Source organism: Dyella sp. (assembly GCF_036384435.1).
Taxonomy (GTDB): Bacteria; Pseudomonadota; Gammaproteobacteria; order Xanthomonadales; family Rhodanobacteraceae; genus GSA-30.
Window position 1 is genome coordinate 1 of the sequence record NZ_DASVMI010000006.1, and the last position, 12,681, is coordinate 12,681.

Annotated in this window: 8 protein-coding genes and 1 pseudogene; 4 read left to right on the forward strand and 5 right to left on the reverse strand. The window is 62.2% G+C overall.

Features of this window, described 5'->3' with window-relative positions:
• Both VF436_RS00430 and aceF read right to left on the reverse strand, forming a co-directional pair.
• On the reverse strand, positions 1–1,071 hold a 1,071-nt coding region (locus VF436_RS00430), incomplete at its 3' end, for an FAD-dependent oxidoreductase (RefSeq protein WP_330901988.1).
• Between the two features lie 16 nt (positions 1,072–1,087).
• Positions 1,088–2,761 carry a dihydrolipoyllysine-residue acetyltransferase gene (gene aceF, locus VF436_RS00435; protein WP_330901989.1) on the reverse strand — a complete coding sequence of 558 codons (1,674 nt, stop codon included), beginning with the start codon at positions 2,759–2,761 and terminating at the stop codon, positions 1,088–1,090.
• A gap of 310 nt (positions 2,762–3,071) precedes the next feature.
• Here aceF and VF436_RS00440 point away from each other — a divergent pair, with 310 nt between their 5' ends.
• Positions 3,072–3,956 carry an ABC transporter ATP-binding protein gene (locus VF436_RS00440; protein WP_330901990.1) on the forward strand — a complete coding sequence of 295 codons (885 nt, stop codon included), beginning with the start codon at positions 3,072–3,074 and terminating at the stop codon, positions 3,954–3,956.
• Between the two features lie 25 nt (positions 3,957–3,981).
• Positions 3,982–7,569 (forward strand): ABC transporter permease/M1 family aminopeptidase, encoded by a 3,588-nt coding sequence (locus VF436_RS00445; RefSeq protein WP_330901991.1) that lies wholly within the window; start codon positions 3,982–3,984, stop codon positions 7,567–7,569.
• 77 nt (positions 7,570–7,646) lie between these two features.
• On the opposite strand, the gene VF436_RS00450 is transcribed toward VF436_RS00445, so the two are convergent.
• Together VF436_RS00450 and VF436_RS00455 are read right to left on the reverse strand one after the other, a co-directional pair.
• Positions 7,647–8,489 (reverse strand): mechanosensitive ion channel family protein, encoded by an 843-nt coding sequence (locus VF436_RS00450; protein WP_330901992.1) that lies wholly within the window; start codon positions 8,487–8,489, stop codon positions 7,647–7,649.
• 154 nt (positions 8,490–8,643) lie between these two features.
• Entirely contained in the window at positions 8,644–9,441 is a 798-nt protein-coding gene (locus VF436_RS00455) for a DUF2884 family protein (protein ID WP_330901993.1), read from the reverse strand.
• Positions 9,442–9,741: 300 nt separating this feature from the next.
• Between VF436_RS00455 and VF436_RS00460 the strand changes: the two genes are divergently transcribed.
• Both VF436_RS00460 and VF436_RS00465 read left to right on the forward strand, forming a co-directional pair.
• Positions 9,742–11,400: an FAD-binding dehydrogenase gene (locus VF436_RS00460; RefSeq protein WP_330901994.1), complete on the forward strand. Its 1,659-nt coding sequence runs from the start codon at positions 9,742–9,744 to the stop codon at positions 11,398–11,400.
• Positions 11,397–12,419, forward strand: a complete 1,023-nt coding sequence (locus tag VF436_RS00465) for a 2-dehydropantoate 2-reductase (RefSeq protein ID WP_330901995.1) — start codon at positions 11,397–11,399, stop codon at positions 12,417–12,419. The genes VF436_RS00460 and VF436_RS00465 overlap by 4 nt, the downstream gene beginning before the upstream one ends.
• Positions 12,420–12,423: 4 nt before the next feature.
• Here the strand turns inward: VF436_RS00465 and VF436_RS00470 are convergent.
• Positions 12,424–12,681 (reverse strand): annotated as a pseudogene (locus VF436_RS00470) (hypothetical protein); the annotation flags it as partial.

Consider the following 12,681-nt stretch of genomic DNA (forward strand, 5'->3'; position numbering starts at 1 on the left):
GAGATGGATGCCCTTGACCTTGCCAGCCAGGCGCTTGGCCAGCGGCTTGATCAAATCGGCATCGGCGCCGGGGATGATCTGGTCCATGAATTCGACGATGGTCACTTCGCTGCCCAGCGCCGCGTACACAGTGGCCATTTCCAGGCCGATGATGCCGCCGCCAACCACGAGTAACTTCTTGGGCACGTCGCGCAGTTCCAACGCGCCAGTCGAATCCATGATGCGCTCGTCATCCCACGGGAATGCCGGCAGACGCACGGCCTGCGAACCGGCAGCGATGATCGCCTTCTCGAAGCGGATCAACTTCTTGCCGTCCTTGCCTTCCACTTCCAGTTCGTTGGGCGAAATGAAGCTGCCCACGCCTTGCACGATGCGCACCTTGCGCTGCTTGGCCATGCCAGCCAGGCCACCGGTGAGCTGGCCCACCACCTTGGTCTTGAAACCGCGCAGCTTGTCGATGTCGATCTTCGGCTTGCCAAAGCTCACGCCATGCGCCGCCATGGCTTCAGCCTCGTCGATCACGGCCGCCGCATGCAGCAATGCCTTGGACGGAATGCAGCCAACGTTGAGGCAGACGCCGCCCAGCGAGTCGTAGCGCTCGACCAGCACAGTATCCAGACCGACATCCGCCCCACGAAACGCGGCGGTATAGCCGCCAGGGCCCGAGCCCAGTACCAGCAACTGGCATTCGATCTCCGCGGTGCGTCCGCTGGCGCCCGCTGCCTTCGGCGCTGCTGCCGCGACGGGTGCTGGCACGGAAGCCGCCTGTGCGGGTGCGGGCGCGAGAGCGGATGCGGGAGCCGGTGCGGGCGCAGAGGCGCTGCCAGCATCGGTAGCCTCGAGCACGGCGATCACCGCCCCCTCGGACACTTCGTCACCCAACTTCAGCTTGAGTTCCTTGATGACGCCGGCCGCGCTCGACGGAATTTCCATCGTCGCCTTGTCCGATTCGAGCGTGATCAGCCCCTGTTCCTTCTCAACCTTGTCGCCAACCTTCACCAGCACTTCGATGACCGGCACATGGTCGTGGCCACCGATGTCGGGAACCTTGATTTCAATCGTATTCGCCATGGTTCGAGCCTCCCGGTCAGAGCAACAGACGGCGGATATCGCCGAGCTGCTGGGCCAGGAACGATGCGAAGCGCGCGGCTAGTGCGCCGTCGATCACGCGGTGGTCATACGACAGCGACAACGGCAGGATCAGGCGCGGCGCGAATTCCTTGCCGTTCCACACCGGCTTGGTCGCCGCCTTGGACACGCCCAGGATCGCCACCTCCGGCGCGTTGACGATCGGCGTGAACGCCGTGCCGCCAATGCCGCCCAGCGAGGAGATCGAGAAGCAGCCGCCAGACATCTCGGCCGGACCGAGCTTTTTGTCGCGCGCCTTCTTGGAAATCTCGCCAAGCTCAACCGCCAGGTCGAGCAGGCCCTTCTTGTCGCAGTCGCGAATGACCGGTACCACCAGGCCATCGGGCGTATCGACCGCGATGCCGATGTGGAAGTACTTCTTGAGGATCAGCTTTTCGCCACTCTCGTCGAGCGAAGCATTGAACTGTGGGAACTTCTTCAGCGCCGCGACCACCGCCTTGATCTGGAATACCAGTGGCGTGACCTTCAGGTCCTTGTTTTCCTCGCCCAGCTTCTTGCGGAAGGCTTCCAGCTCGGTGATGTCGGCATCTTCGTGCTGGGTGACGTGCGGAATCATCGCCCAGTTGCGCGCCAGGTTGGCACCGGAGATCTTCTGGATGCGCGATAGCGGCTTTTCCTCGATCTCGCCGAACTTGGCGAAGTCGACCTTCGGCCAGGGCAGCAGGTTGAGACCGCCAACCGAGGCCTGGCCGCCGCCGGTGACAGGACGGGCGCCGGAAGCCAGTGCATGCTTGACGTAGGCCGATACGTCCTCGCGGACGATGCGACCGCCGCGACCGGTGCCCTTGACCTGATGGACATCAACCCCGAGCTCTCGTGCGAAAGCACGGATTGCCGGACTGGCATAGGGGGCGTCGCCGGGCATGATGATGCTCGCGTCGAACGGCGGGCGCGCCTGAGGGGGTACATCGCCCTCCGGCGCATTGCCCGGCATGACGCTGCGACCGCCCACCGGCGCTGGTTTTTCCTGTGCGGGCGCCGGGGCCGGAGCCGCTTCGGGCGCGGACGCCGGGGCCGGCGCGGCGCCGCCTTCGGCCGATTCGATCAGGGCAATCAGGTCGCCCTCGGACAACTCGTCACCCAGCTTGACCTTCAGCTCCTTGACGACGCCACCGAACGGGGCGGGCACTTCCATCGTGGCCTTGTCTGATTCCAGCGTGATCAAGCCCTGGTCCTTGGTGACCGTATCGCCCACCTTGACCAGGATTTCGATCACCGGCACGCCGGTGCTGCCGATATCGGGCACCTTGGCTTCACGGACCGCACCATCACCGGCGGCCGGGCCCGGCGTCGGGGCGCTACGGGTGGGCTCGGCGGCCTTGGCAGGAGCGGGAGCGGGAGCCTGAGGCGCCGGAGCCGGGGCGGCGGCACCGTTCTCGGCCTCGATGATCGCGATGACCGTGCCTTCGGACACTTCGTCGCCTACCTTCAGCTTCACTTCCTTGACCGTGCCGGCGAAGGGCGCGGGAACCTCCATCGTGGCCTTGTCCGACTCCAGCGTGATCAGGCTCTGTTCCTTGGCGACCTTGTCGCCCGGCTTGATCATCACCTCGATCACCGGGACATCGGACTGGCCGATATCGGGAACGCGCGCTTCTTTAAGGTCGGCCATGATTTCTCCTGCGGATGCTCAATATGGCGCACCGCCTGGGGAATGGCGGTCGCAAGGCCACACATGATAGCGAACAGGCATGGCTTCCGGGCGCCTTGGATCGATCTCAAAGGTCGAATAGCTGCCATTCGTCAGCGTACGGGTGGCGCTGGGCCGAAGGGAACGAGAAAAACGGTACCCGGACCCTCCTCAACTCCTCACCGCGCATTTCAATCTCTTCGCCTCCAGGCCATGACCTTAAGCGCATGTCGCCGGCTTACATCCGGCTTAAGCTGGCGGTATCCCGCATTCGCGGTCACAAGGTGGTGCCATGCTGAATATCCGCGATTTGTCCAAGACTTACGCCAATGGCGTCAAAGCCTTACGCCAGGTTTCCTTGGATATACCGCATGGCATGTTCGGTTTGCTGGGGCCTAATGGCGCGGGCAAATCCTCGCTGATGCGCACCATCGCCACCTTGCAAGACCCCGACAGCGGCTCGATTACGCTGGATGGCCAGGACCTGCTGGCCGACAAGCACGTGACGCGAAGCCTGCTCGGCTACTTGCCGCAGGAATTCGGGGTTTATCCGAAAGTCTCGGCCGAGTCGATGCTCGACCACTTCGCCGTGCTCAAGGGCGTGACGAACAAGCGCGAAAGACGCGAGCTGGTCGAATCATTGTTGCGCCAGGTCAATCTGTGGGAGGTGCGCAAACGCAAGCTGGGCACCTATTCCGGCGGCATGCGGCAGCGCTTCGGTATCGCCCAGGCGCTGATCGGCGATCCACGGCTGGTCATCGTCGACGAACCCACCGCCGGCCTGGACCCGGAGGAACGCAATCGTTTCCTCAACCTGCTGGCCGAAATCAGCGAACGCGTGGTAGTGATCCTGTCCACGCATATCGTGGAGGACGTGACCGACCTTTGCCCGCGCATGGCGATCATCGGCCAGGGCCAGGTGCTGCTGGCGGGCGAACCGTTGGAAACCATTCGCGCACTGGAAGGCCGGGTATGGCGCCGCTCGATCGACAAGACCGAACTGGACGGCTATCGCGCACGCATGAACATCCTTTCGACGCGATTGACCGGTGGACGCACGCAGGTCCATGTGCTGGCCGACAGTTCACCGGGCGAGGGTTTCGAGACCGTTGCACCCGACCTCGAAGACGTCTATTTCGGCGAACTGCGCAAGCAAGCCGCAGCCAAGACGGCCTGACCCCACTCGCGCCAAGGACGCTTCCATGCTCTTCGAAATCTTTCGTTTCGAGCTACGCCAGCAGCTGCGCTCGCCGTTGTTCTGGGTCATTACGCTGGCTTACCTGCTGATCGGCTTTGCCATAGCCAGCACCGACGCGATCATGGTCGGTGGCGCAACCGGCAACGTGATGCGCAACGCACCGCTGGTGATCACACGCCTGACCGTCGCGCTATGCCTGTTCGGCATGTTGCTGGTGCCGATCTTCGTTGCCAACGCTTTGTTGCGTGATTTCGAATACCGCATCGCCGACCTGTTCTTCACCACGCCGATCGGCAAAGGCAGCTACCTGGGCGGGCGCTTTCTTGCCGGCTATGTGGCTGTACTGATCATCATGGCTGCTGTGCTGCTTGGCATCGCGCTCGGTGGCAGCATGCCCTGGGTGGATGCGGCGCGCCTGGGGCCGAGCAGCGTACGGGGCTATGCGTGGACATTCAGCGTCTTCGTCGCACCTGACATGTTGTTCCTTGCCGGCCTGCTTTCCCTGCTGGCAGTGACCACACGCTCCCTGCTGGGTGTCTATATCGGCATTCTGGCGTTTTTCGCGTTGAACCTGATGTCCAGCGCCCTGGCTCAGGATCTGAACAACCATTTCGTCGCCGCGCTGATCGATCCGTTTGGCGCGCGCACCCTGAGTATCACCACGCGTTACTGGACAGCAGACCAGATCAATCACCAATTGCCGCCGCTGGACGGCGTATTGCTGTTCAATCGCGCCCTGTGGACCGGCATCGCCATCGCGCTTTTCGCTGGCGCATATGGGTTGTTCCGCACGAATCGCGAAGGCCTGCAGTTGCGCAAGGCCAAGCACCGGGCCGAACCGCCGATGCTGCGCCCCCAGGGCGCCGGCGCTGAAATCCGCGTACCCAAGGCACCGGTACGCCACGATGCCGGTGCCCGCTGGGTGCAACTGCGACGACTGATGGCGTTCGACATGGCATCGGTCTTCAAGGGCGTGCCGTTCCTGGTGATGCTCATCTTCGGCCTGATGAACCTGATCATCGGCCTGGTCTTCGCCGGCAAGATATTTGGCACAGCCACCTACCCGATCACGCTGGCGCTCACCAATGCAGTGCGCGGCGGCACGCATTGGCTGCTGTATATCATCCTGACCTTCTACGCCGGCGAACTGGTCTGGCGCGATCGTACCCAGCGCGTGGCCGAGGTAAGCGATACCTTCGCGATACCCGACTGGCTGCCCATGCTTTCGCGCATGCTCTCGCTGGTAGCAGTCAGTGCCGTCTACCAGGCCACCGGCTATGCCGTGGGTATCCTGTGGCAGCTCGCCCACGGGTTCACCCATATCGAGCCTGGACTGTATGCGAGCCAGTACGGCATCTACCTGATCGATCCCCTGCTGTTCGCGGCCTTCGCGCTGTTCATGCAGGTCATCTCGAACAACAAGTTCTTCGGCTATCTGCTGACGATACTTTGGTTCGTCTGGTCGATCGGTTTCGGCCTGCTGCACTGGGACGACAATCTGTATATCTACGGATCGACGCCGGACCTGCCGTATTCGGATATGAATGGCTACGGCCATTTCCTGCCTGCCAAACTCTGGTTCGATTTCTATTGGGCGCTGTGTGCCGCCGTGCTGTTGTGTCTGGCAGCCCTGTTCTGGACGCGCGGTACCGATCAGGTATGGCGCCAGCGGCTGCGCGAGGCCGGCACACGTGCTGGCCGGCCGATGAAGCTGGCGTTGGCGGTCTTCGTGATTGGCTTCGTGGCCTGCGGAAGCTGGATCTTCTACAACACTCACATACTCAACAAGTACCAGAACAGCGAGGCGCTCCAGCGCGCTCATGCCGAGTACGAGAAACGCTACGCCAAATATCGCGACTTGCCACAGCCGCGGATCGTCAGCATGAAATCGCAGGTGGATATCTATCCGGACAGCCCACGACGTCTGGAGATCCGCATGCACTACGTGCTGACCAACAAGCACAATGCGCCGATCACCGACCTGCACGTCAACACGAATTCCGATTTCACCATGAAGTCGCTGACATTCGCACCGCATGACGTGATCAGCGACGACAAGCCATTGGGGTACACCATCTATCGCCTGAAAACGCCGCTGGCGCCCGGCGCGTCGATGGATTTCGATTTCGACATGGAATATGCCCCCAAGGGGTTCACCAACGAACCTCAAGGCAAGTTCCTGGCCGGCAACGGTACATTCTTCAACAGCGGCGTACTGCCAAGCTTTGGTTACCAGCCCGGTGAGCAGCTCACCGATCACAATGACCGGCGCAAGCACGGCCTGCCTGCCGACGTGCCGCGCATGCCCAAGCTGGGCGACGAAAAGGCTCGCGCCAACACGTATATTGCCAACGACGCCGACTGGCTCGACTTCGACACCACGGTATCGACGTCCGCCGACCAGATCGCCCTGGCTCCCGGGTATCTGCAAAAAGAGTGGACCGAAGGCAATCGGCATTACTTCCATTACGTGATGGACAAGCCGATGCTGCCGTTTGCAGCGTGGCTGTCGGCCCGGTACGCGGTGCGGCGCGACCACTGGAAGGACATTGCCATCGAGGTGTATTACAACCCCGCTCACGCCTGGAATGTCGATCGCATGATCCAGGGCGTCAAGGATGCCCTGGCTTATTACGACACCAACTACACGCCATACCAGTTTCGCCAGGTACGTATCCTGGAGTTCCCCAACTACGCCAGTTTTGCCCAATCGTTTGCCAACACGATTCCGTTCTCCGAATCGATCGGCTTTATCGCCGATCTTCGCGATCCCACCAAGATCGACTATCCCTACTATGTGACCGCGCACGAAGTGGCCCACCAGTGGTGGGCGCACCAGGTAATCGGCGCAAACATGCAGGGCTCGACCATGCTCAGCGAATCGTTGGCGCAGTACTCCTCATTGATGGTGATGGAACACCGCTACGGCTCCGACCAGATGCGCAAGTTTCTCAAGTACGAGCTGGATCAATACCTTTCCAGCCGCGCCGGGGAAACGGTGGAAGAGGAGCCGCTGGCACGCGTGGAGAACCAGCAATACATCCACTACCGCAAGGGCTCGCTGATCTTCTACGCTCTCAAGGACTATATCGGCGAGCAGAACTTCGACGCGATGCTGAAGAAGTTTCTTCAGGCCAAGCAATACCAGCAGCCACCATACACGACGTCGCAGGAGTTCATGGACATGCTCAGCGCATCGGTCGATCCAAAATGGAAGCCGCTGCTGGATGACTTCTTCTGGAAGATCACCCTCTACGACAATCGCATGGTGTCGGCGACGGCCAAGAAACTCCCTAATGGTAAGTACGAGGTCTCCATGAAGGTGCATGCGGCCAAGTTCTATGTCGATGGCAAGGGCAAGGAGACCGAAGCGTCCCCGGATATCCCTGTTGATATAGGTGTGTTCGCGGCCTCGCCAGGCAACGGCCAGGATGGCAAGCCGCTGTACCTGGAAAAGCGCAGCGTGCCCAAGGGTGACAGTACGATCACCGTGGAGGTCGATAGCAAACCGGCCGAGGCGGGCATCGACCCTTACAACAAGTTGATCGATCGCGTTTCGGCGGACAATCGCGCAGCGGTTTCGCTGCAATGAATCGAGGCAAGCGGCAGTGTACCTGCCGATGACGCCGGCTCCGGGATATCCATGACATCCCGGAGCCGTGCGAGAGACTACGCGGCGGCGTTCGATTCCGGCGGCAAGCTGCCCTGCACGACGCGCAGCTCGCGCTGAGGGAATGGAATGGTGATGCCATGAGCGTCGAACTGCTCCTTGACCTTGCGCAACAGGTCAGTCTGCGTCGCCCAGATATCGGCGGTTTGGGTATGTGCGCGCAGTAACAGGTTCACCGAACTATCGGCCAGGGCCTCGGTGTAGATGCCGGGTGCCGGGTCTTTGAGGATGCGCGGATCGGCCTGGAACAACGCATCAATGATGGACATCGCCTTGCCGATGTCATCCTGGTAGCCGATGCCCACGCGCAACTCGAAGCGGCGGGTACCGCGACGATTGAAGTTGATGATGGCATCGCCGCCAATCTTCGCATTGGGTACCACCGCTTCGCGATTGTCGGGCATCACCAGGGTGGTATGCATCAGACTGATGCTTTCCACGGTGCCGTCGATGCCACCGGCATGGATGAAATCACCGACGCGAAATGGCCGAAACAGGATCAACAGCACCCCCCACGCCAGGTTGCTCAACGAGCCTTGCAGCGACAGGCCGATGGCCAGGCTGGCGGCACCGAGCGCGGCAGCCATGGGCGCGAAAGGCACGCCCGCCTTGACCAGCACGGCGACAATGATCATGGCGACCAGTCCACCATGCGCCAGATTGCGCAGGAAACCGACCAGCGTCACGTCAAAGCTGGCACGCGTCATCGCACGTCCCAGGAAATTGACGATGCGCTTGGCCGCCCATAGGCCAACGACAAGGATCACCAGCGCAGCGGCGAAATTGAGGATGATGGTGATCGCGTCCTCGGAAAGATTCAGGCGCTTGAGATAATCGTGCATGACATGAGCTCGTCCAGTTGAAACTATGACAAGCCTAGCATTCCCCAAAAAAATGAGCCGCGACGCAGGGAGAATGGACGTCGCGGCAAGGGATGCACGCTGTGGGGAAGCGGCTCCGGAACTACCCGTATTGTCGGAATACTCGTTGCGGCAATCAGAACGAGGCAACAACCTTGTGCTTGCCCTCATCGGCGGTCAGCAGATTCAGGGACGAACCGTCGTTCAAGCGGAAGGCGAACTGCTTCTGCAATTGGTCAAGTTGCTGGACGCGTGGGCATAGCGCCTGGGCACGCTTGCCAAGCTGCTCGGCACGCGCATCGACTTCCTTGTTGATGCTCTTGTCCAGCGAATCGGCACGGGCCTCCAGCGCCTCGACCTTGGCCTGGTCACCGCTCAAAGCAGCCGATACGGCGCTTCCAGTGACGCTGCTGACCAATTCGGAGACGGCAGTGGTAATGCCATCTTCCACCGAACGCTCCATGTCATCGTGACGCCACACACCCTGCGCCATGCCCTTGTCGATCTCCGCCAGGGCCTGGGCGCGTTTGGCATTGATTTTGTCCAGCATCGCCTTGCGTTCGCCCGGGTCCTCGGAAAACGTTGCTGCCACCGTCGTTAGCGCGCCAAAACCGATATCCAGGCTTTCGCGGGCAATGCTCGTCACTTCGGGTAGCAGGCCGCGCACCTGGCCCTCGAACTGCTGCAACCTGACCGCGTCGTCACTGGATACGGCAATCGGCCTGCCATCCACATCGATCGCTCCGCCGTGCATGAAGACATGTTGCGGCGTGCCCTTTTCGCGATCGAATGCGATACCGTTTGCACGGATGTGCACATCGTAGTCGGTGCTGTAACCACAGCCATCGTTGTCGAAGTGGATATCCATGGCCGATGCGTCCGCCGCCAGCACCAGGGCAAGGGCGGCCACCCATCCGGCAGTCTTCTTGCTCATCGTTCTCTCTCCCCATCAGATCCGGGCATCGACGATGCCCCTTGCCGCTTCGATGCAGCACCATGGGTAAAAGGTTTAATCGTTTGGGCGGGCAGGACATGGGCCAGGCGTCATGAGGTGCCGTTGGTCATGTGAGACGTCAGGAGTCAGGTGCAAGGGACAACGACCGCCTCCCAGGCTGCGCAGCAGCCTGCCTGACAGCTCGCGTAGCGAGCGGCTTTACCACGTTGCTGCACCGCTCATAGTCAAACGATCGTTCGACACGCTACCTTCGCCAGGGCAACTGCCCACAGGAATCGCATGAGCGCATCGTTCGACATCATCGTCATTGGGGCCGGGCTGGCTGGACTGGTGGCAGCCACCGAAGCCACGGCAGCAGGCAAGCGAGTGCTGGTGATCGACCAGGAGCCGGAGCAAAGCCTGGGCGGGCAGGCGCATTGGTCCTTTGGCGGCCTGTTCTTCGTCGACTCCCCCGAGCAGCGCCGCATGGGAGTGCGCGACTCGCACGCCTTGGCTTTGGCGGACTGGATGGGTACGGCCGCGTTCGATCGCCCCGAAGATCACTGGCCGCGCCGCTGGGCCGAGGCTTATGTGGACTTCGCCGCGGGCGAGAAGCGGCGCTGGCTATACGACATGGGCATGCGTTGGTTTCCTGTGGTGGGCTGGGCCGAACGCGGCGGGCATGGGTCGGTAGGGCACGGCAACTCGGTGCCACGCTTTCACGTCACCTGGGGTACGGGTCCAGGGGTGCTTGAACCGTTTGTGCGGCGAGCACGCGAGGCGCAATCGCGCGGGCTGCTGCACTTCGCATTTCGTCACCGCGTCGATGCCCTGGACCTGGAAAACGGCGGCGTCGTGGGTGTACACGGCAGCGTGCTGGCCGATGACGCGGTCGAGCGCGGCAAGCCAAGTTCGCGCGAGGTCGACGGCCGTTTCCAGTTTCGCGCGCAGGCGACGATCGTGGCGTCCGGCGGTATCGGAGCCAACCACGAACTGGTGCGCAAGTATTGGCCGGCACGACTGGGTAAGGCGCCGACCCACATGCTTTGTGGCGTACCCGCGCATGTGGATGGCCGCATGCTCGACATCGCCGAATCGGCGGGCGCGCAGCTGATCAATCGTGATCGCATGTGGCACTACGTCGAAGGCATCGAGAATTGGAATCCCATCTGGCCGATGCATGCCATCCGCATCCTGCCTGGGCCTTCCTCGCTGTGGCTCGACGCCACCGGCAAGCGCCTTCCGGGCCCTTACTGGCCCGGTTTCGATACCCTGGGCACGCTTGACTACCTGCGCCGCAGCGGCCACGACTACAGCTGGTTCATCCTCGATCAGCAGATCATCCGCAAGGAATTTGCCTTGTCAGGCTCGGAGCAGAACCCCGATCTGACCGGCAAGAGCTGGTTGCAGGTGGCCAGGCGTGCCATCGGCAAACGCGCACCGGCTCCCGTGGAGGCCTTCAAGGAACGTGGACGTGACTTCATCGTGCGCGACACGATCGACGAACTGGTCGCGGGGATGAACCAGCTCAGCGGCGATGCATTACTGGATGCGGCACAGATTCGCCGGGAAATCCAAGCGCGAGACCTGCAATGGGATAACCCATACACCAAAGACGGCCAGATCATGGCGATCCATAATGCGCGCCGCTATCGCGGAGATCGGCTGGTTCGCGTGGCCAAACCGCATCGCATGCTCGATCCGGCCCAAGGTCCATTGATCGCCGTACGCCTGAATATTCTCACGCGCAAGACACTAGGTGGCCTGCACACCGATCTTCACGGGCGGGTGCTCGCCCCGGATGGCGAGCCTCTGCCTGGGCTGTACGCCGCTGGCGAAGCGGCCGGCTTTGGCGGCGGCGGCCTACATGGCTATCGCGCGCTGGAAGGGAGTTTCCTGGGTGGCTGCCTGTTCTCCGGACGCACCGCCGGACGCGCTGCCGCCAGTAGCCTGACATGAGCGACTTGCCACTCTTGGCCATTCATGGCGCGGGCAACATCGGCCTGTACGTGGGTGGCCGGCTACGGCAACACACGCCGGTACGTTTCCTGGGTCGTCCATCCCTTAAGGCGGCCATCCAGGCGGAAGGGCTTGCGCTGAGCGACAGTTCTGGCTGGAGCCACCGCTGGGCTGGCCAGGCGCTGGATTTTCAAACCGACCCGGCAGCCCTGGCCGAGGCGTCGCTGATCCTGGTGTGCGTCAAATCCGCGGCTACCGCCCAGGCGGCAGGCGAACTGGCTGCGTTCGCCAGGCCCGGCAGCGTGATTATCAGCTTGCAGAACGGGCTGGAAAACGCTGCGCGACTGCAGGCCGCCCTACCCTCGCACACGGTGCTCGCAGGCATGGTGCCTTTCAACGTGGTCAGCCGGGCACCCGGCGTGCTTCATCAGGCTTCTGGTGGCACCCTGATGATCGCCGATCACCCTGCCAGGGCCGCCTGGCAGGACCTCTTCGACCAGGCGGGCCTGCCGGTGCAATGGCGCCATGACATGCCGTCCGTGCTGCGCGCCAAGTTGCTTTTCAATCTCAACAACGCGATCAATGCTTTGTCGGATCTGCCGCTCAGGGAGCAGCTTTCGCAGCGCGCCTGGAGGCGTTGCCTGGCGGTGGTCCAACGCGAAGCACTGGCGGCCTTTGCCACTGCCCGCTTGCCTGTCGCCAGACTCACGCCACTTCCGCCGCGTTGGTTACCTCATGCGCTAGAACTGCCCGATAGCCTGTTCGCACATCTTGCCCCGCGCATGCTGGCCATCGATCCCCTCGCACGCTCATCCACTTGGGAAGACCTGCGTGCCGGGCGAACCACGGAGGTCGATGCACTGCAAGGTGCCGTGGTGCGCCTGGCCCAGTCACAGGGTCTCGAGGCAGCGGCAAACATGCGCCTGATGACATTGTTGCGCGATGCCGAGTGCGGGGTGTCGCGCACCTGGACGGCGCAGGCCCTGCTTGATGAACTCAAGCGCGCCGGCTCCATTTAAGCTTCTATTCCCATTCGGCACGAAGCGCGCGCAAGGCCCAGGTCTCCCAGGCGGCAACCAGCACGAGTACGGCTGTGGTCAGCAGCGAAAGCACCATGTAGCTCACCATCAACGATGGCGCCGCTAACGCCACCAGCAGCCCCAGGCCAATCAGGTGCGAAAGCGGGAAAGGTGTCTGGTTGACCGTCATCTTGAACAGCGCACAACCCAGCAAATACAGCGTCGGGCCGCCGATGATCACCGCTGCCTGAGGAATTTGCGT

Bases quoted from the DNA above. Each gene is read 5' to 3' on its own strand.
- aceF (WP_330901989.1), bottom strand. From the start codon at position 2,761: ATGGCCGACCTTAAAGAAGCGCGCGTTCCCGATATCGGCCAGTCCGAT.
- VF436_RS00440 (WP_330901990.1), top strand. From the start codon at position 3,072: ATGCTGAATATCCGCGATTTGTCCAAGACTTACGCCAATGGCGTCAAA.
- VF436_RS00450 (WP_330901992.1), bottom strand. From the start codon at position 8,489: ATGCACGATTATCTCAAGCGCCTGAATCTTTCCGAGGACGCGATCACC.
- VF436_RS00455 (WP_330901993.1), bottom strand. From the start codon at position 9,441: ATGAGCAAGAAGACTGCCGGATGGGTGGCCGCCCTTGCCCTGGTGCTG.
- VF436_RS00460 (WP_330901994.1), top strand. From the start codon at position 9,742: ATGAGCGCATCGTTCGACATCATCGTCATTGGGGCCGGGCTGGCTGGA.
- VF436_RS00445 (WP_330901991.1), top strand. From the start codon at position 3,982: ATGCTCTTCGAAATCTTTCGTTTCGAGCTACGCCAGCAGCTGCGCTCG.
- VF436_RS00465 (WP_330901995.1), top strand. From the start codon at position 11,397: ATGAGCGACTTGCCACTCTTGGCCATTCATGGCGCGGGCAACATCGGC.